Origin of the sequence: Jiangella sp. DSM 45060 (assembly GCF_900105175.1) — a bacterium.
In the GTDB taxonomy this organism is placed as follows: domain Bacteria; phylum Actinomycetota; class Actinomycetes; order Jiangellales; family Jiangellaceae; genus Jiangella.
The window spans coordinates 6,834,178-6,851,672 of the sequence record NZ_LT629771.1 but is presented as its reverse complement, the minus strand read 5'-3'; the positions used below and the strand labels follow the sequence as shown (position 1 = coordinate 6,851,672).

The 17,495-nt window shown below is 66.4% G+C and carries 18 protein-coding genes; 8 read left to right on the top strand and 10 right to left on the bottom strand.

Going from position 1 to position 17,495, the window contains the following annotated elements:
• Positions 1 to 48: 48 nt before the first annotated feature.
• Together BLU82_RS30960 and BLU82_RS30955 are read right to left on the bottom strand one after the other, a co-directional pair.
• A complete protein-coding gene (locus tag BLU82_RS30960) occupies positions 49 to 1,593 on the bottom strand; it encodes an HD domain-containing phosphohydrolase (RefSeq protein WP_092624680.1) in 1,545 nt (514 codons plus the stop codon).
• A 531-nt stretch (positions 1,594 to 2,124) separates the two neighbouring features.
• Positions 2,125 to 2,736, bottom strand: a complete 612-nt coding sequence (locus BLU82_RS30955; RefSeq protein ID WP_092624679.1) for a hypothetical protein — start codon at positions 2,734 to 2,736, stop codon at positions 2,125 to 2,127.
• A gap of 117 nt (positions 2,737 to 2,853) precedes the next feature.
• On the opposite strand from BLU82_RS30955, the gene BLU82_RS30950 reads away from it, so the two are divergent.
• Both BLU82_RS30950 and BLU82_RS30945 read left to right on the top strand, forming a co-directional pair.
• Positions 2,854 to 3,291, top strand: a complete 438-nt coding sequence (locus BLU82_RS30950) for an Hsp20/alpha crystallin family protein (protein ID WP_092624678.1) — start codon at positions 2,854 to 2,856, stop codon at positions 3,289 to 3,291.
• 579 nt (positions 3,292 to 3,870) lie between these two features.
• Positions 3,871 to 4,254 carry a DnaJ domain-containing protein gene (locus tag BLU82_RS30945; protein ID WP_092624677.1) on the top strand — a complete coding sequence of 128 codons (384 nt, stop codon included), beginning with the start codon at positions 3,871 to 3,873 and terminating at the stop codon, positions 4,252 to 4,254.
• A gap of 192 nt (positions 4,255 to 4,446) precedes the next feature.
• On the opposite strand, the gene BLU82_RS36070 is transcribed toward BLU82_RS30945, so the two are convergent.
• The 3 genes from BLU82_RS36070 to BLU82_RS30935 all read right to left on the bottom strand — a co-directional run bounded on the left by BLU82_RS36070 (position 4,447) and on the right by BLU82_RS30935 (position 6,546).
• Positions 4,447 to 4,572, bottom strand: coding sequence for a hypothetical protein (locus BLU82_RS36070; protein WP_255367093.1), 126 nt, complete (start codon positions 4,570 to 4,572; stop codon positions 4,447 to 4,449).
• A gap of 121 nt (positions 4,573 to 4,693) precedes the next feature.
• Complete coding sequence (locus BLU82_RS30940) at positions 4,694 to 5,668, bottom strand: zinc-binding dehydrogenase (protein ID WP_092624676.1); 975 nt, start codon at positions 5,666 to 5,668, stop codon at positions 4,694 to 4,696.
• Complete coding sequence (locus BLU82_RS30935; protein ID WP_092624675.1) at positions 5,665 to 6,546, bottom strand: haloalkane dehalogenase; 882 nt, start codon at positions 6,544 to 6,546, stop codon at positions 5,665 to 5,667. The genes BLU82_RS30940 and BLU82_RS30935 overlap by 4 nt, the downstream gene beginning before the upstream one ends.
• Positions 6,547 to 6,602: 56 nt before the next feature.
• Between BLU82_RS30935 and BLU82_RS30930 the strand changes: the two genes are divergently transcribed.
• The 5 genes from BLU82_RS30930 to BLU82_RS30910 all read left to right on the top strand — a co-directional run bounded on the left by BLU82_RS30930 (position 6,603) and on the right by BLU82_RS30910 (position 9,811).
• The gene (locus BLU82_RS30930; RefSeq protein ID WP_197682585.1) at positions 6,603 to 7,085 is read left to right on the top strand and encodes a MarR family winged helix-turn-helix transcriptional regulator; all 483 of its coding nucleotides are present in this window, start codon (positions 6,603 to 6,605) and stop codon (positions 7,083 to 7,085) included.
• A gap of 1,119 nt (positions 7,086 to 8,204) precedes the next feature.
• Positions 8,205 to 8,729, top strand: a complete 525-nt coding sequence (locus BLU82_RS30925) for a hypothetical protein (protein WP_092624674.1) — start codon at positions 8,205 to 8,207, stop codon at positions 8,727 to 8,729.
• Entirely contained in the window at positions 8,726 to 9,019 is a 294-nt protein-coding gene (locus BLU82_RS30920) for a hypothetical protein (RefSeq protein ID WP_157741378.1), read from the top strand. Before BLU82_RS30925 ends, BLU82_RS30920 begins: the two co-directional genes overlap by 4 nt.
• A 169-nt stretch (positions 9,020 to 9,188) precedes the next feature.
• Positions 9,189 to 9,434 carry a type II toxin-antitoxin system prevent-host-death family antitoxin gene (locus tag BLU82_RS30915; protein ID WP_157741377.1) on the top strand — a complete coding sequence of 82 codons (246 nt, stop codon included), beginning with the start codon at positions 9,189 to 9,191 and terminating at the stop codon, positions 9,432 to 9,434.
• Positions 9,434 to 9,811, top strand: coding sequence for a PIN domain-containing protein (locus BLU82_RS30910; RefSeq protein ID WP_197682584.1), 378 nt, complete (start codon positions 9,434 to 9,436; stop codon positions 9,809 to 9,811). The genes BLU82_RS30915 and BLU82_RS30910 overlap by 1 nt, the downstream gene beginning before the upstream one ends.
• A 38-nt stretch (positions 9,812 to 9,849) precedes the next feature.
• On the opposite strand, the gene BLU82_RS34555 is transcribed toward BLU82_RS30910, so the two are convergent.
• From BLU82_RS34555 to BLU82_RS34550, 3 genes are all read right to left on the bottom strand, one after another.
• Positions 9,850 to 10,212 carry a protein NO VEIN domain-containing protein gene (locus BLU82_RS34555; protein WP_231947861.1) on the bottom strand — a complete coding sequence of 121 codons (363 nt, stop codon included), beginning with the start codon at positions 10,210 to 10,212 and terminating at the stop codon, positions 9,850 to 9,852.
• 20 nt (positions 10,213 to 10,232) lie between these two features.
• Entirely contained in the window at positions 10,233 to 10,940 is a 708-nt protein-coding gene (locus tag BLU82_RS30900) for an MrcB family domain-containing protein (RefSeq protein ID WP_092624670.1), read from the bottom strand.
• Between the two features lie 216 nt (positions 10,941 to 11,156).
• A complete protein-coding gene (locus BLU82_RS34550; RefSeq protein ID WP_157741376.1) occupies positions 11,157 to 11,879 on the bottom strand; it encodes a hypothetical protein in 723 nt (240 codons plus the stop codon).
• A gap of 671 nt (positions 11,880 to 12,550) precedes the next feature.
• On the opposite strand from BLU82_RS34550, the gene BLU82_RS30895 reads away from it, so the two are divergent.
• Positions 12,551 to 16,258: a P-loop NTPase fold protein gene (locus BLU82_RS30895; protein WP_157741375.1), complete on the top strand. Its 3,708-nt coding sequence runs from the start codon at positions 12,551 to 12,553 to the stop codon at positions 16,256 to 16,258.
• A 58-nt stretch (positions 16,259 to 16,316) separates the two neighbouring features.
• On the opposite strand, the gene BLU82_RS34545 is transcribed toward BLU82_RS30895, so the two are convergent.
• Entirely contained in the window at positions 16,317 to 16,640 is a 324-nt protein-coding gene (locus BLU82_RS34545; RefSeq protein WP_157741374.1) for a hypothetical protein, read from the bottom strand.
• Complete coding sequence (locus BLU82_RS30885) at positions 16,637 to 17,413, bottom strand: GntR family transcriptional regulator (RefSeq protein WP_092624667.1); 777 nt, start codon at positions 17,411 to 17,413, stop codon at positions 16,637 to 16,639. The genes BLU82_RS34545 and BLU82_RS30885 overlap by 4 nt, the downstream gene beginning before the upstream one ends.
• Between the last annotated feature and the right edge of the window lie 82 nt (positions 17,414 to 17,495).

The window sequence follows — 17,495 nt, the reverse complement described above, 5'->3', positions numbered from 1 at the left end:
CCACACTGGTCGGTGGATTCATCCGCGACTTCGTCCGGGCCCTGGACGTCACGGGCGCAGGAGGTCGTGTTGCATCGCGAACAGCGCCGCCGCGGCGCGGGTCGAGTAGCCGATCTTGCCGTAGACGTGCTGGACGTGGTGCTCGGCAGTACGCCGTGAGATGCCGAGGCGCGCCGCGATCTCCCGATTCGCCAGACCAGCGGCCAGCAGCCGCAGTACCTCGATCTCCCGGTCGCTCAGGCCGGCCGGCCAGGTCCGGCGTAGCCGTGGCCGGGGCTGTCCGGACGCCTCGACGAGGGCCGACACGCAGTCGGCATCGAGGCGGCCCTCGGCGGCCGCTGCGGCCAGGCTCTCGGTAGCCCGCTCGCGTGTGCGGGCCGGGCGGTGCGGGCGCGACTGGGTCGCTGTCTGGAAGGCGTCTGCGGCGGCCAGGATCCGGGCTGGCGTGCTGATCGCCGGCGCCGTCAGCCCGTGGTGATAACCGCTGCCGTCGAGCCGTTCATGGTGCAGGCCCGCGATCCGCCCGAGCGGCTCGAGCACAGGCGAGCAGGCCAGGATCCGCTCGGTGTAGTACGGGTGCAACTGCATCTGCTCCCGCTCGCCGCGTGTGAACGGCCCGGGCTTCTCCCAGATCCCGCTGGAGACACCGACCAGCCCCACGTCGTGCAGCAGCGCCGCGCGACGCAACGCCACGGTCTCCCGTCGGTCGAGGCCCATCAGCCGCGCAGTGCCCTCCGCGAGCAGGGAGACCTCTGTGGAGTGACCCAGCGTGAACGTCGACTTCAGGTCCACCATGTCGGCAAAGCACCGCGCCAGCCCGTCCAGATCCTGCTCGCCGACGTAGGCGACCGGCGCAGGCTCCACGGCCAGCAGCAGCTGCCATGGATCTCCTGCTCCCAGCTGGTGCATCAGGTCGAGCCCCACCCGGCCGAAGACCGCGGCGATCGCCGGGTCGAACCAGCCACCAGCTCTCCGCCCCACCATCGCCAGGGCGCCACCCGGCCCTTCGGCCGCCGACCACAGCACGGCCTGCGTGGCCACCTCGCTCACCCTGGCCGGGAGACTGATCTCATCCCCGGCGAGTGCACGTGGCCCCTTTCCGTCCCACCGCTCGAACTGCTGCTCCAGGCAGGAGCGCACACCGATCCCCAGCCCCATCCGGGCGGCCAGGAGCGACGCGGCGTCGCAGATCGTCCCGAGGAGCTGACGGCCGTACCGGAGGTCACCGAGAACAGCTCGGGCGATCAGCGACGGCCGGCGTGCTCCCGCACCCCGCCCGATCGCCAGCGTCAACGCCAGCATCTCCCGCCGATCGCCGAAGTCGGCCCGCTGGGCCGCCACCCGCGACACCAACTCGTCACCGCCGTGTGAACGGGCCTCGACCGCCGCTGTCGCGGTACAGCCCAGGTGCCGCACCAGAGTGCCCAGGCAGACATCGCGCACAGTGCCGTCCGCCAGGTCCATGGTCTGGGCGAGCCGGGTCGCGAGCACGCAACAGCGCAGCGCCGTCTCCGGTGGCTGCCCCATTCCCAGATCGGTTGCCAGCGACAGCGCCGCGAGAACATCCATCAGCCGCACCCGCAGATCGCTCACCAGACCATGCTGCTCCTCCCATGCGCCGGGTCGACGATTCATCCCGATGAGTGGCCCGAATCGGGCATCACCCAGGAGAGGAGCTCGCGGCGCTTGCGGGCGAGATCAGCCCAAAGAACTCCCACAGAGCATGGCCACATCATGAGACAAGTGATCAACATACGTCTGACCTGTGTCGGGGTGGCAGGGTTTGAACCTGCGGCCTCTTCGTCCCGACGAAGGAAACCGGACGCGAGGTACCTGGCGCGACCGTTTCGCCGCTGGTGGCACCGATGCCGCCGGAGCCGGCACCGTCGACGAACCCGCTGCCGGCCGGGACACCGCTCCAGTTCACCGGCTGGGAGGTCGTCCTCCCTCACGGACGCAGACTCCGCCGACTTGTACAGCCAGTACGCACCGGACCAGGGTGCCGTGTGGATGGTGGAGAACACGGTTGACGGCCTGCGCGGCGGCCTCGCACAGGCTTCCTGCGACGAGCTCGCCGTGTGCGAACGTCAGTGCGGGATGTCGGCATCCCCGTCGTCGGCGGGATCAGCGGTCGTGGTGGTCGGCGGTGGCGGCGTCGCGTCGGTCCTGGGCGGCGGTGGTGAGGGTGTCGATGTGGTCGGCGAGGTCTGGGTGGCTGTCGCGGACGTGCTCGCTGGCGGTCTCCAGGAGTGGTAGGAGGGTCGCGGGGTCGTCGCCGCCGAGGGCGTCGCCGAGTTCGTCGGCGTGGTTCTGTGCGGCGTCGGTGAGGCCGCTGGTGGTGCTGACCTGGCCGGCGACGCGGCGTAGTTCGGCGGCGTTGGAGCGCGCCCACGCGGTCACCGCGCGTTGGCCGGCGCGCCTGCCTCGCACGGCGCGCACGCGACCCTCGACGGTGGTGCCGCCCGGGGTGGGGTCGAGGCGCAGGAAGCGTCGCTCGGCGGCCTGGCGGCTGGTGACGCCGAGCGCGGGGGCCAGTTGTGCCCAGCTGGCGCCGGCGTCGCGGGCGGCGGCGATCAAGGGGGCCTCGATGCCGGCGACCCGCTCGCGGATCTCGCGGAGGACTTCGAGCGCGCCGAGCAGCTGCGCGCTGTCGGCGCCGGACTCGACGGTCCGGCTCAGGTCGGCGAGCCGGGCCACGAGCCCGGCGATCGCCGCGTCGACGGATGCGTCGTCCACTCCCCACCTCCGGTCGTCAATTCGACGACGACATGACTTGTCATCGTTGTGACGACACACTATCGTGAGTTCTGCGCGTTGACATCCGCAGTCGAGAGCTTCGGGAGGTGTTGACGTATGTTGATGCGCACTGATCCGTTCCGTGAATTCGACCGGCTGGCCCAGCAGGTGTTCGGCGCCGCCTCGCCCGGGACGTGGTCCCGTCCGGCGGTCATGCCGATGGACGCCTACCGCTCGGGTGAGGAGTTCGTGGTCGAGTTCGACCTGCCCGGCGTGTCACCGGACTCGATCGACCTCGACGTCGAGCGCAACGTCCTCACGATCAAGGCCGAACGTCGGCCACACCGGGCCGACGAGGTCGAGATGCAGGTCTCGGAACGTCCGCTGGGCGTGTTCTCCCGGCAGCTGTTCCTGGGCGACACCCTCGACGCCGAGCACATCCAGGCCAGTTACGACGCCGGAGTCCTGACACTGCGCATTCCGATCAGCGAGGCCGCGAAGCCCCGCAAGATCGCGATCGACGCCACACAGGACCGCAAGCAGATCAACGCCTGACCCCGTGGATCCGGGGTCGGCGGTCAGCCGGGAGTGACCCACCATGACGCTGCCGTTGACACGCGACTGGGACAGCGAGTTCGCCGCCATCGTCTACGCCGAGCACGCGTGGCTGCGCGCGCAGTTCGACGCGCTCGTCCACGCCAGCCTCGGCGACGGCGCCGGCGACGACTCCCCCGGCGCAGTCGGCACCGCCGCGGCACCCACCCGGCAGGCAGGGTCGCGTGCACCGCGCCCCGGCCCGGTCCCGCACCGTAGCGTCACCCCGCGGCGGCGACATCCCGGCCCGCGGCCACGGCCTCCGCCCGGGAGCCGGCCGTCAGCCCTCGGGCTCCGTCACCCGGGCAAACTCCCGGGCGGAGCCCCTGACCAACAAAGGGAGGGGCGAGCCACCCACGCTGCCCACCTAGACACCCCATGACGTCGGGGCGGTCGTCGACGACGACGCATGCCGATCGAGCCAGCGACCGATCCTCCCCGTGGCCGGCCGCACGCGCCTCGTGGCGCCACGGCCCATCAGGTCGACCGCGACGACCGCACCCGACACCACCCGCACGACCCGGCGCATCCGGAGCACGCATGACCACGATCACAGCTGAGGACCTCACCCACGCCTACGGCGTCCTCGGGCTGGCACCATCAGCCGCGGCAGACGACGTCACCAGCGCCTACCGCCGACTCGTCCGCGACGCCCATCCCGACACCCGAGCCACGCCGGCGCCGTCCGCCGCCACCCGAATCCGCGACGTCATCGAGGCCTACCGCACCATCCAGACCGCCCGACAACGCGAACCTCGGCCGGAAACCGACGCACCACTGCACGAGGCCACCACCGACACGCCTCGAACGGACCACCACACCCGCCCCGCCTACCTCGCCGCAAGCCCGCCCCGATCCGGCACCGTCACCCGGCCACCGGACATCCACGCACAACCACCCCGCATCGCAGCGCCAACGCCTTGAGAGCGCGGCCTACCAGAAGCAGCACTACTGGTTCTGACCTGCTGTAACGCCGCGAAGCTGCGGCTGGCAGTCGAACTCGGACGCGTATGCTGCGCAGCTGCCTCAGGTCAAGCGGGTGGTTGGAGCTGGCGTGGCCCCGTGGAGCACTCGTTTCCAGCGATCTGCGTGCGATGGCGTATGCCGTAGGTGCGATCAGGTGCGGTCGCGCTCATGCTGGTCGACGTGCTGGAGTTCCCGGGTCCAGTTGTCGCCCACGACGTCGATCGCCGCCAGTGGGTAGCGCTGCTGGTGCCGGCGTTCCAGCCGTGCCCCACCCATGCACGGTGATGTCGTGCTGCTCGATCGCGGTACGCACCTGCGCCGTCAGATCCTCCGGGCTGTTGTACTCGCCGAGGAGTCCGTCGGTGACGAACTCGGCGAAACGGACGCTGCCCGCCGATCACGGTGTGAGGACGACCTTCCCCAGCGATCTGCGCTGCTCCAGGATCTGGTGGGCTTGTGTTGCGTTCTCCAGTCGGACTCGGTGCCCCACGGGTGGGACCACGGTTCGGCTGATGAGAGCCGAGAGTGATCGGTCCTCGAGATCACGCAGCCCACCCGGCCGGGCGAGCAGCCGTGCGCCGGCCGCTGCCGTGACGGTGATCCCCAGCCGGTAGATGGTGTCGGCATCGAACGGGATGGGAGCGCCGGAAGCCGTCCCGAACATGACCAAGCGGCCGCCGACGCTCAGCATCGACATGGCCTCCGCGCCCAGCTCACCACCCACACCGTCGAGGACGACAGTGGCGCCGTCGCCGAGGGACGCGCGAGCCGCCGTCGCCCAGTCGGATGTCCCGGAGTCGATGGCGACCGCCCCGAGTGCGGATACGGCCAGCCGCTTGTCTTCGCCGGTGGCCAGGCCAACGACCTGTGCGCCAGCACCCTTCGCGACATTGACCAAGGTGCTGCCGACGCCGCCACTCGCGCCGGTGACCAGCACCGTGTCTGCTGGTGTGAGGTGGGCCAGTTCGAGGATCGCCTGAACCGTGCGTCCGGTGCCGATCGCAGCGACCGCCTCTGCCGGGTCCAGGTTCTCCGGGGGTTCGTGCAGCCTGTCCACCTTGGCGACGGCCAGCTCGGCGTAGCCGCCGCTGCCGACCCCGAGGTCGGCCACCACGAACTTCCCGAGCCATGACGCGTGCTGCTCGGAACCGACGCCATCGACGATCCCGGCCACCTCGCGTCCCGGCGTCATCGGCAGTGGCATACGCGTGCGCGGTGGGCCGAGCCCCTTGCGAATCTGCACGTCGAGCAGGTGCACTCCGGCCGCGGTCACCCGGATGCGCACCTGCCCCGGCGAAGGGTGGGGGTCGGGCAGGTGCTCCAGAACCAGGACCTCTGGTCCTCCGTAGCGGTGCTGCCGGATGGCCCTCATTTCGACGCCCGTTCGGACTGGGGGCGTACGAGGTCGTGCCGTCGTAGCCAGCCGTCGATGGCCCGCGCAATGGCCTCGGGCTGATCTTCGGGAGCGTGATGTCCGGCGACGCCGCAGTCGGCCAGCTCGAGGTTGACGGCGGTCGAGACGACCCAGTCCTGGACGGCCGGCCCCATCAAGCCGGGCCCGTCGCGGAAGACGGGCATGAGTTTGGGGATCTCCGCGGATGAGGCGAGCCACTCGTCGTAGGCCTCGACCCGGGCCACCACCTCTGCCGGTTCGCCCTCGATGGGCATCGAACGGGGCCATTGCAGCAGCGGTTGGCGGGACTTCGGTGTCGGGTAGGGCGCCCGGTAGACCTGATGATCGTGGTCGCTGAGATTGGCGATCGTGCCGGGTAGTGCTTGCTCGATGAAGAGATTCTCCTGGACCACTGCCTGCTCGCCGGCCCCGGGGGTTCTCAGCATCTTGAACACCGGTTGCGCGGACTTCGGCAGGTCTTGCCAGCTCATCGGCCGCACGATCGTCTCGAAGAACACGATGCCGCGAATCCGATCCGGGTGCCGGGCGGCCCAGTCCAACGCGAGCGCACCGCCCCAGTCGTGGCCGACCAGGACGAGGTCTTCGAGGTGCATCGCCTCGATCCAGGCGTCGAGATAGCGGGTGTGATCGTCGAAGGTGTAGTCGATGGTCGGCTTCCCTGACTGCCCCATGCCCACCAGGTCCGGCGCGAGGGCACGGATGCCTTCGCCGAGCGCCGGGAGGACGTTGCGCCAGAGGTGGGACGAGGTCGGATTACCGTGTAGGAACACCACCGGTACGCCGACGCCGGACGACTCGTAATGGACGTGCGTATCGAGGATTTCGACGTTGGCCATCAAGGCTCCAACACCTAGACTGACAGGGACCTGACCAACGATAGAAGGTTAGACAGGTGCCTGTCAATATCGCCGACGCCGGTGGCTCCAAGCCGCGCATCTCGCGCATGCTGCGACTCCTCCACGACTCCTACGGCAGTGCTGTCGACGCCGCCCTCGTGGCAGCAGGGTTCCTCGACCTCTCCGGGGGACGGGCCAAGGTCCTCCCGTTCGTCCCCAACGACGGGATCGCAGTCGGACGGCTGGCCACACTGGTAGGAGTCCGCAAGCAGACGATGGCGGAGATGGTGACCCAGCTCGAACGCGACGGCTACATCCGCACGGAGCCGAACCCCCACGACGCCCGATCCCGCTTGGTCATGCTGACTGATCGTGGCGAGCAGGCGCGACCGCTCGCCATGTCCACCGGTGAGCTCGTCGAGGCATCCTGGGCCGAGCTGACCAGCCCGACGCTCGTGGAGCGACTCAGATCCGACCTCCAGACGCTGCTGCACGCGATCGACGACGACGGCGACTACCGATCTGATCGAGCCACCTGATCGCCCGTCCGCGGAATCGGGTGCGCGCGACGTAGCGGCGGTAGCCGCGCTGCTCGATGTTGACCTCGCCGCCGGTGCCGTTCGCCGTCGGCCCGCTTCCATCCGTGCCGGCCAGGCTTCCAGAGCGTCTCAACACTCACCCACGAGCGACGTCGAGAAGGTCCCTCTGGCGACCCGCCGCCACCTTCACGCGTTGGGTGGCGGACGGTTCAGTCAGGCGTAGTGGATCTTGACGAACCGCGGATAGTAGGTCGACTCGTCCTCGGACACGTTCGGGAGGTGAAGGCCGCTTCGCTCGGCGGTGCGCCGTTGAGGTCCGCCGCCGGTCGCCAGGCGTCGCCGTCCTTCCACTCTCCGCCCGATACGTTGCCCTTCAGCAGCTCGGCGGCGGGCCACCGCACCCGGTGAACCGGGTTGCCCGGCATGATGCCGTGGAACGTGCCGTAACCCCTCGAACCCCAGCCACCGCCTACGCCGCACGCCCCAAGGCCGCCCTGGCAGCGCCAGCACGACCCACGGACGAGTCCGCCAAGACCGCGTCGACAAAGCCGGCACCATCACACTGCGCAACGACGGCAAACTCCACCACATCGGAGTCGGACGAACCCACACCAGGAACCTACGTCTTGCTCCTGATCCAAGACCTCGACATCCGCATCACCAACGCCACCACCGGCGAGATCCTGCGCACTCGCCCTCGACCCCAACAAGGACTACCAGGGCACAGGACGCCCACCCGGCCCTCAAGCCAAAACACAGAAACCGGACCTACAACTTCGTAGGTCCGGCTGTCCGGGATGTCCTGAGACATCACATGGTCGGGGTGACAGGATTTGAACCTGCGACCTCTTCGTCCCGAACGCGGGTGGGTCTTGTCGCCCGCTGTCGTCGGTTGCTCATCGCGGCTGGTCGGGCCGGTCGGTCCTGTCGCCCGTTGCCGTACTTGTCGAGTGCTCGTCGGCGGACGTGCTGACTTTCTGCTGACTCCTGCGACTCGTCTGGCCAGGGCGCGCGGACCGCCGCGGTCGCTGATCGACCTCATCCCTAGACGCCCCCGGCCGGTGCGCTAACACCGGACCGGGGACTTGATCCCAACCTGACTCAACCAGGGAGAGACCCGTGGTCAAGCTACCCGAACCCGATACCCGAGAGATCATCACCCGCGCCCCCTTCGTCGAGGAGGGCGTCGGTGAGATGGTCGCTCACATCCTGCACGGCGATGCCCACATCGATGTGGAGATCAAGCCGTTCGAGACCGAGATGTACGCGCAGTTCGACCTGCTGCCGAAGGAGGCCCGCCGGCTTGCCGCCGACTTGGTGCGCATCGCCGATGTGGCGCAGCAGGCGATGTGGACGCCGAAGCTGCTCGCCAACGTCCGAGAGCGGTACCTACCCGGAGCGACCGACGCCGAGATCGTCGAACAGCTCAATCGCATGGTCGAGCGTGTCGGCGGTCTGGAGCTGATGAAGCCGGGGGTGCTCTACCCGCAGGACGGCTACGAACTCACCCGCCAGGCCCACCGTCAGGTGGTCGACCGCGTCGCCGGCGTGCTGTCGGATGCCGGGTTGACGCTGCGCGAGCTGGAGTCCGTTGTCCGTGATCTTCGCAAGGTCCAGCGTGCGGAGACGGAGAACGCGTCATGACCGCCGGCGAACGAGAGAACTGCTCGGTGAAGTGGTGCGACGAGGCCGGCGCCCACACCGTGCACCGGCACTACCTGGGGTCGATCCCGGCCGACTCGGGACGCTGGGTCCTCGGGGTCAACGTGGTCCGCCCGCATAGCTCGACGACCGGGGTAGAGCTGACGACCGTGCCGCGTCACGGCCGCAGCACCGTGGTCCGCCTCGGGACCCGTGAGGCCGAACTACTCCACGAGGCGATCCGCGAGGCCGTTGACCGTATCCATCGACGAGCTGGCCGCGACGACCTCTGACGATGCGCCGGCTGGTCCCGTCGTATCCACTGATGGCGCGACGGGACCAGCCGTGTCCCTGTACGAGCTGCGACGATGCACGATCCTTCCGGAGCGTGCGTCGTCTCGACCGAGAGTGAGGACTGCTGTGTCTGCTGAGCTTCTGCCGTACGCTGGGACTATGTCCGAGATGCCGGTGCAGGACGCGAAGGATCACCTCAGTGAGGTGATCAGCCGAGCCACGTCCACCGGGGAGGTCATCTACCTGACCGACCACGGGGAGCGCCTGGCCGCCATCATGCCGGCGGAACGAGCCGCCGTCCTCGATGGCCTGCTTGCCGTTGAGGAGTTCGAGGCCGAGCACGGACCGATCCCCGCCGACGAGGCACGCAAGGCGCACGACGTGCTGGTCCGCGAGGGCGTCATCACCGACTGATGGGCATCACTTACGACACCGGCGCGTTGGTGGCGGCGGAAGCGAACCGAGTCGACATCTGGGCCTTGCACCGTGATGCGCTACGCCACGAGATCCGCCCTGTCGTCCCCGCTGCCGTCCTGGCGCAGGCGTGGCGCGGTGGCCCGCAGCACCAGCTCTCGCGTTTGCTGCGTGGCTGCAAGATCGAGCCGATGACCGAACAGCTCGCCCGCGAAGCCGGCCAAGCCTGCGCGGCGGCCGGGACGAGCGACGTTGTAGATGCCACGGTCGTCATCTCCGCCCTGTCACGCGGCGACCTGGCCGTGACCAGCGATCCCGGCGACCTCGCTCATCTGGCCGACGCACTCAACAAGCCCATCCGTCTTCACGCTGTGTAATCACCTAAGCGCGGTCGTCATATCGCTCGTGCACCGTCTCAGGTCAGCCCGGTCTGGTACTTGAAGGCCAGTGGGATGAGGTCGGAGTCCTCGACTTCCCACGGGCTGACGATGTGCAGCTCGCCCCCGGTGGCCATGGGGGCCTCATCAGACCTGTTGAGCTCGATCGAGTGGACGATGGCCAGGGAGTTGTTCGGGAACCGCTCGCGGTGGTGATTCACTTCGCCGCTGGTCAGGATGACCTCGGCACCGACGGATGTGGTGCCCTTGACCTCCACACTTAGATCGATGTCTCCTCGCTTCACATCGAGATCGAACGGCTGCCTGGTTCCGACATCATCGACGCTGTAACCGAGATCCTCGTAGTGCTTCGTGACAACCTGAACGGCATGCTTCTCAATCGCGAGCTTCTCAGCGGTGTTCAGGCGCGGAAACCCTGCCCGGTCTTGCGAGCCGAGCCTGCGGCCTGACGTATCGCGACGAGGGCGTCCGCGATCTCGGCCGCCGGCTCACCCGGAATCGTCAGTGAGGTCTCCTCAGCCTCGTAGATCCGCCCGAGCCAGTCGATCATGCGCCACAGGTCAGAGGCCAGGGCGGCATCGTCCGGGATGCTGTTGAGCGGATACTCAATAGCCACCACGTTGCCGAGCTCGTACTGATGACCCAGGTTGGACCGCCGAGCCTCCAGTGAAATATCCAAGGCCAGTTCATTGGCCCAGGTGATGCCGAGGACACTCCGCGCCCAGGAGACGCGGGCGGCAAGCTCCTCGCCAGCACGCGGGCGGAACTCGCCGCCTTCCCACCTTGTCGTCCCCTGGTTCAAGGAGATGTAGACCCGATCTCCGAACGCGCTGAAAAGATAGACGATGTACCAGCCCTGGGTTGCGGAGGGTGACCGGCGCGCTGAGTAGACACGAGTCCAGGGGATCTCAGTCTTCCTGCCGGTGCCATCACGTCCCTCCACGGCGAGGTCACTCATGACGGCTGTGGAGGTCGGTTCATTGAGCTGTTGTCGAAGCCACTGAGGGATCACCTGCCGAACGAGGACACCGCGCCGCTGCATCGCCTCTGTGTTGTCGGCTGTCCATTCCTCCTGGAGGAGGAGTGTCTCTTTCAGCTCGGCTTGCATGTGCCGACCCTAGTCGGAGGGCCTGACACCGAACTCGCGGGCACGCGCTCGGAGAGGCAGGGCGCAGGGGGTGGGGCATTTTCGACCAGCGGACGCCCGATGCTCAACCCGGGGATAATGTCGTCGAACCGCCTGGGGTCATGCGGGGCACAACCTCGCCTCTGGCCGGGCGGTATGGCGGACCGTGCCTCCTTTGCCTGCTCGTCATATTGTCGGCTATTTCGACGGCAGGTGAGGGTGAGCGTCATACGCCGGGTCACCAGGTTGTTGGATCTCGATGATGTGTTCGCTTGGGATGGAGCACGCGTAGCTCACCGCACAGTGGGCGTTGTCTCGCTTGAGGTGTGCTCGCAGGAATGTTCGGCCTAGGGCGGGACTGAAGAAGTGGTCCTTCGAACCGCGTAGGTTGAGGTCGAGGTGTACGACGACAATGCTTGGTGTCCCTAGGCTACGAAGGTAGTGTTGTTCTGGCGTGTGATCGTCATACCAGTGGTAGATGGCCTCGCCACCCCAGGTGCTCAGAAGTCGCCAAAATCCCTCTGGCTGGTCGTCGAACGCTCGACGGCCAACTACTGCGGAAACCTGGTCATTTCGGAACTGTTGATCGTGGTCGTTGTATCCGTCGAAGAGGCCAATCTCTCGTTCCTGCGTCAACTGTCCGCACGCCCTTGCTTTGGCCAGCCTCTTCTCAATCATGGCGGAGTCGAGCTTTCGAAGGCCGTCCTGTTGGATGTCTGCCTTCTCGTGATCAAGGAGCCGGGTGCAGTGATACGCCTTGAGTAGGCGCCCTCTAAGGTAGTTGCCCGCAGCAAAACCGTAGTCTTCTAGGTCCCCCGTATCCTCCTCATCCGCGCCGAAGGTCTTCGCGTGGCGCCTGACGAACTCCCGGACAGGTTCTGGCCAGGTATCTTCATCATCGACGTCAACTACATCCGTCATGAGCCAAGATCCTAGGCGTTTCCGGGCTGAGCCGTCGTCCTCGTAGCCGCCGATCGTAGGTCGGAGCGGAGCGGGTCAAGGGTCGGCGAAAGCCGGTCACGTAGTGACGAGAAGCGCCCTTGACGCGCGGAGTGGAGGCCGGAGACTGGCCGCGTAGAGGGGGACGGCGGTCGGTGACTGTTCCGGTTGTCTAGCCAAGGGTCGTGCCCGTGCGTGTGGCCGCCACCGGCGATCGGGAGGGACCGGCCGCCAGGCCGCATGCCCGGACGCGGGCCGGCGAGCGGCCACGCGGCGCGCGGAGCGCGCCGCCTTGATCCTCAATAGCTCAATCCAGCAATGCGCGGCGCGGAGTCGTTGTCGCGTTTTGGGCTGCTCGGCATCGTGGCAGCCCCATGCTGGACACCTTGGCACGTCAACGCTCGGATCGTAGCGTGAGATGCGCTCGGTCTCGCTGGTCGCGGCCGAGTTCCTTCGCCTGCGCGCAGCTTCGATCGGGGCAGTACAACCTAGGTTCGCTTCCATTGGCCGATCCGCTCATTCGGCGGTAGATTGCGGCCATTGGCGAGCGCTTAGCATATGGCGCAACACATGCCCGGTATCCACTCATCAGGGCCGGTAACCATGTCATGTCGAGGCTAGTCCTACTGAGACCTACTGACGGAGCACACCAAATGGCACGAGGAGCGGCTGGCAATGCCGGAGCGGTCAAGCTCCATCCTGGTGACCTCGTCGACGACCGGGAGCTTGCCGCCGTCGAAGATGACCGCCTTGCCCACGAAGGCATCGTGGACCAGCTCGCGGCGCTGGTGACATCGGTCAACACGCCTTCGAACGTCGCGCTCTATGGCCCATGGGGTTCTGGTAAGAGCGGGGTCGCGAACCTGCTGCGAAGAAAAATCGATGGCAAGAACGGGGTACGCTTCGTCCGCTTCGACGCGTTCAAGTACGCCGATGTGCCCCTGCGCCGCAACTTCATTAGCGCGGTCGCTAATGGCCTCGACCGTAAAGACAGCAAGTACCACGCCGACCTGTACAGCGGGCGTACGAAGACCGACATCAGCGTCCCTCCGTCGACGATCTTAAAGCTTCTCGGGGTTTTTGCGCTCCTTATGGTCGGACTGACTCTTATCCTTGGTGCAATCGTCGCGATCGTCGCTGCCGTTCAACAGGGCGATTTCCGGCCCTCGTTCCGATCCCTGTCGAAGCAGGCCATTCTCGCGGGTCTGCTTCCCGCGACATTACTCGCCGCCTTGATCACTTTGGCGAGCAAGACATTCAGCGTCGACCGAAGTCTCGCCAAGCCGGAGAGTGACGAACAGTTCGAGCAACTCTTTCGCGACCTCGTCTCAGACACCGGAGCGAAGCGAATGGTGGTCTTCGTTGACGAACTGGACCGATGTTCGGCCACCGAGGTAGTCGCGACGCTCGACACGGTGCGCACCTTCCTCGGCATCGAGCCTTGCGTTTTCATCATCGCGGCAGATCAGAACGTATTGGAAGAGGCACTCACGCGAGCCGCGAAGCAGGAGACGCCCGTCAACGAGGCAAATCCCTACTACAGTACGGGCAGTGCCTACCTCGACAAGGTCTTCCAGTATCAGGTCAGCCTTCCGCCCCTCTTGAGCCAAAGTGTCAGTAAGTATGCGAACACACTGGTCGGTGGTCGTGGTGGTGTATGGGGTGAGATCAACACCGAGTACGTGCTCTCGGTGCTGGTGCCGACTCATGTGACGAGCCCACGGCGCGTCAAACATCTGCTGAACACCTTCGCGCTCACCTACCGACTAGCTGAGGAGCGTCATCGGGCGGGTCTTCTGTCGGAAAGTCCACGCGACAGCGCGGCCGCCATCGCGCGCCTGGTTTGTTTGCGCGTCGAGTTCCCACTCTTCGCCAGGCATTTGGAAGTGGATGCGAAGCTCCCGAGCCTTGTGCTCCAGCTTATTCGTGACAATGCAACCGAATTCCCTTCGGGAGTTTCCGATCGTGCGCGGGAACTGGCGCGGGCGTACGCGTTGGATGGCGCTCCTCCCGCCACTGTCCTCCCTTCTGGGAACGAAGCAGGCGAAGAGGAGGCCGAGCGGGTCGAGCCGACGGTCAAGGCGCACAACAAGCAACTGCTCAACTACCTGAGTCGCACGCGCCAAGTCAGTGGACCTTCCCGAGACCTGATTTACATGCAGAGCACCGGAACGGTGTTTGGTCTCGACGGCGAACTTGCACTCGCCATCGAGCAGGCGGCGGAGGACGGCGACATCTCGAGCCTCCGCCGTCGTGTCGAAGGTCTAGGCGAGGCGGAACGACAGGCTGCACTCGAACTACTGGCGCAACAGATCCGAACGGGTAGTGGCGTGGCCGGACCGAACGCTGCACGTTCCTTCCTACTGCTCATCGAGGCGGTCCCCACTCTTCCGATCAAGCACGTCGTTGATGCCGTAATAGAGGCGATCTGCGTCCTCCACGACGACGCCACCGGTGTCCTCGACGAGGACACCGTCGTCAGCGCCTGGACTCTCGCCAAGACCGGATCCGAAGCGGGCGCGGCTGCTCTACGCGGCCGTGTAGTCGCAGCGACTATCGCGCCCGACTCGAAGGCGTCGACGGACTTCCTCATGGACGATGCGCTTGTCGCTCTGGACGCTGCGTCAACGGAAATGTCGGCGTACCTCGCGTCGTTGCTGGTTTCCGATGAGGCCAGTAGCACGCTGACTCGCCTGTTCGCCGCTCCCGATGACGACGTGGTTCAGATCCTGACGATCCTTCGCACACCCGTTGCAGCGCAGGCCAACGCCGCAGTGAAAGAACATGAGGCTTGGGTCGCGGAACGGAAGGAAGCTGCTGCCGCCCAGGCGTCGACCAGACCGACCGCTGCAAGGCAGGCATCGACCCCAGAGCCCGAGGAGGAGCCATACCATCCGAGGGTGCTGCTCGTGGCGCTGGCGGACGAGGCTGGTTCGCGCGAGACACCCGTTCAACACGAGACACTTCGTTTCATGCTCGCGATCGATGTTCAGGAGGCACGAGACGTCGCGGAGAGCCTCATCGGTCGCAGCGAGCCCACCGCACAGCCTGAACTCGCAACCGCCATACTCCCCGCCGCCTATCGCCGTGTATTCGCTCTGTGGCCGATTTGGCTGAAGGGCATCGCTCCGGAGGCTATCCGTCCAATCCACGCTGTTTGGCTCAGACATCTCGTGTCGAAGTTGTGGTCGCAACAGCCCGCAGAGGATGAGACGAATGCCGCCCTCGACGCACTCGCCCCACTCGTCGCAGCCTTGCCCGAGGATCGTCGGCCAGACCTCACCTCTGACGTTCTGGAGAAGATTGAGGATCTGATCACCGAGCCAGAGGGGGCAGCCGCGCGTAGTGGCCTCTTGGTCCAAACAGATAGGTTCGCCATCGCCGGGTTCGTCAACAACTCACGTGTCGCCGAGGCTGTTGCCTCCACGCTCCAGGACACCCTCGCTCAGTCCTTGAGTCCAGTGGGTCGCGACGACGCGATGTACAAGTACGTCGCCGTACGTGGAGCCGCCGCCTTGGCAGCCCTTTCCGGTTCGATCAGCGACGAGCAATTAAACGGAATCCTGAGCGAAGCTGGGGCGAGTCCGTGGCTCGATGACTTCGGGAAGTGCGAGCTCCCGCTCATTCTCGCCACTGAGGCTGGACGGCCGGAAGCCGCGGTCAAGGCGCTCCCGACCGCTCAGGCTGTCGCCGAAGTCGTGCGCAACTACGGAGGTGCGGCTGCCCATGCTGCGACACTGTGGGTCGACATCATCCAACCCGAGCAGGACGAACTTGCGCTCGTCCTTGATCGGCTGCTGTTCGAGAAGGCGGTCTCGGCCGAGTTCGCCGAAGCGGCACGGCAAGCGCAGCGGACTTGGTCGCCGGCTCAGCACCGCGCCTTCCTGGACATCTACCTCGCAAAGGCCGATGCCGAGGTTCCCGCAGACCTCACCCTTCGGACGATCGGTCTTGACACCGCTGACGACGGTGAGCTTGCCGACCTTCTCAGCGGCCGTTTCTCCCAAGCTACGAACAACAACCAACGCCAGGCCGTTGTGACCCTGTGGGCAAAGGCGAACATTCGCGATACGGCCGCGCGGAAGAGGCTCATCGAAACCATTGTCTATGGCCTCATTGACCTCCACGCCGGCAGCAACGGAAACGCCAGCGCGGTGGACCTTGCTCTAACTGCCCTTGACAAGCTTGGCAACCCCTTGCCGCATGGTGTGAAGGGAGCGCTCGGGCAGCGACTCAAGGCTGCCGTCGAGGGCAACAAGGCCCTTGAGGAAAAGGCGTTGCGAGTGCTGCCCCGACTTGGATACTCCACGTCCAAGGGATTCCTGGGTAGAACGAGGCGCGTGGACTATACCTCGACGTAAGTCGTGGGCATTGGAACAGTCGACATCCGTCCGGCGATGCGCCCGAATAGTGATGGACTCAGGCATCGAAACTGGGCTTACGCGCCAATTGTGAAATCTCGGAGCGGAGTGCGGTCAGCCGTTCGTTGACGTTTCGTTCGTCGTCGCGCTGAACGGGATGACCGTTCGCTTCCATGATCAGCAGGTCATTGAGACTGCCCATGCCTCCGAACGCGTTCTGCAGGCGGAGCAGCCCGTGAGCGTCACCAGCCAGAAGTTCGCGCTTCGAAGCCGAGAGCAGGCTCGCCCAACGAGTCTCGCCGTAGCGTTCCAGCAGAGTGACAGCCTCACCCAGCAGTTCCGCCAGCCTGGCAACATCGTCGCGCACATCCTCGGGCTTCATTGCGTCGGCTGATCCGTCCGTGGCGGCACGGGGAGCCGGTAGGACAGGACGTAGCGGTCTGAGGAGACGACGATGTCGGCGGTCTCGATGGGCCGGCTCTTGGCGTAGTAGGTGCGTTCGATCGCGAGGATGGGCACGCCGACCGGAACCTTCAATGTTTCGGCCTCGTAGGGCCGTGCTGACCGGCCGGTGACGTCCTCGACGACGTGGGTGATGTGGATGCCGATGGCGTCCATCCGAGGCACGACGCCGGTCACGGGGCCGCCTTCGGGCTGCTCTACCGGCGTGCCCTCGGTTATGGCCAGCGGCTCGAACGACGTGGAGAGCATCGCCGGCTCGCCGTCGGCGAAGAACCGGTAGCTGGTGCGCATCACTGGGTCGCCTGCCTGGATGCCGAGCCGGTCGGCGATGGTCTTGGAGGCGGTGGTGCGGCGGGTCTGGTACTCCCACTCCGGCACCTGGCCGGAGGCTCGGGCGGACGCGGCGAATGGCGATGCCTCGGGACGCTCGCTGTAGAGGTCGCCGACGACGCGGGTGCGCTGTGGCCGCTGGGCTCGGACGAAGCTGCCGCGTCCCTGCTGCTTGACCACGAGTCCTTCGGAGCGGAGGACTTCGACGGCGTTGCGCACGACGATGCGCGAGACGCCGTAGTCGGCCATGAGGTCGGCCTCGCTGGGCAACCGGTCCTCGGCCTGCAACGTGCCGTCGAGGATCTGGCTGCGGATGTCGTCAGCGATCTGCAGGTAGGCAGGGCGACCCCTGAAGTCCGCCACAGGCCCTCCCCTCTACTCGACAGAACAAGTCTTCCACCTGGGCGGTCGCCCGCGTAACTCAGGCGGTCAGCGTGGCGTGTCG

Excerpts from the sequence above, each read along its gene's own strand:
- BLU82_RS30915 (WP_157741377.1), top strand. The coding sequence starts at position 9,189 with ATGCCGGTGCAGGACGCGAAGGATCACCTCAGTGAGGTGATCAGCCGA.
- BLU82_RS30900 (WP_092624670.1), bottom strand. The coding sequence starts at position 10,940 with ATGCAAGCCGAGCTGAAAGAGACACTCCTCCTCCAGGAGGAATGGACA.
- BLU82_RS30945 (WP_092624677.1), top strand. The coding sequence starts at position 3,871 with ATGACCACGATCACAGCTGAGGACCTCACCCACGCCTACGGCGTCCTC.
- BLU82_RS34550 (WP_157741376.1), bottom strand. The coding sequence starts at position 11,879 with ATGACGGATGTAGTTGACGTCGATGATGAAGATACCTGGCCAGAACCT.
- BLU82_RS30935 (WP_092624675.1), bottom strand. The coding sequence starts at position 6,546 with ATGGCCAACGTCGAAATCCTCGATACGCACGTCCATTACGAGTCGTCC.
- BLU82_RS30910 (WP_197682584.1), top strand. The coding sequence starts at position 9,434 with ATGGGCATCACTTACGACACCGGCGCGTTGGTGGCGGCGGAAGCGAAC.
- BLU82_RS30920 (WP_157741378.1), top strand. The coding sequence starts at position 8,726 with ATGACCGCCGGCGAACGAGAGAACTGCTCGGTGAAGTGGTGCGACGAG.
- BLU82_RS30895 (WP_157741375.1), top strand. The coding sequence starts at position 12,551 with ATGGCACGAGGAGCGGCTGGCAATGCCGGAGCGGTCAAGCTCCATCCT.
- BLU82_RS36070 (WP_255367093.1), bottom strand. The coding sequence starts at position 4,572 with ATGGGTGGGGCACGGCTGGAACGCCGGCACCAGCAGCGCTACCCACTG.
- BLU82_RS30950 (WP_092624678.1), top strand. The coding sequence starts at position 2,854 with ATGTTGATGCGCACTGATCCGTTCCGTGAATTCGACCGGCTGGCCCAG.
- BLU82_RS30940 (WP_092624676.1), bottom strand. The coding sequence starts at position 5,668 with ATGAGGGCCATCCGGCAGCACCGCTACGGAGGACCAGAGGTCCTGGTT.
- BLU82_RS34545 (WP_157741374.1), bottom strand. The coding sequence starts at position 16,640 with ATGAAGCCCGAGGATGTGCGCGACGATGTTGCCAGGCTGGCGGAACTG.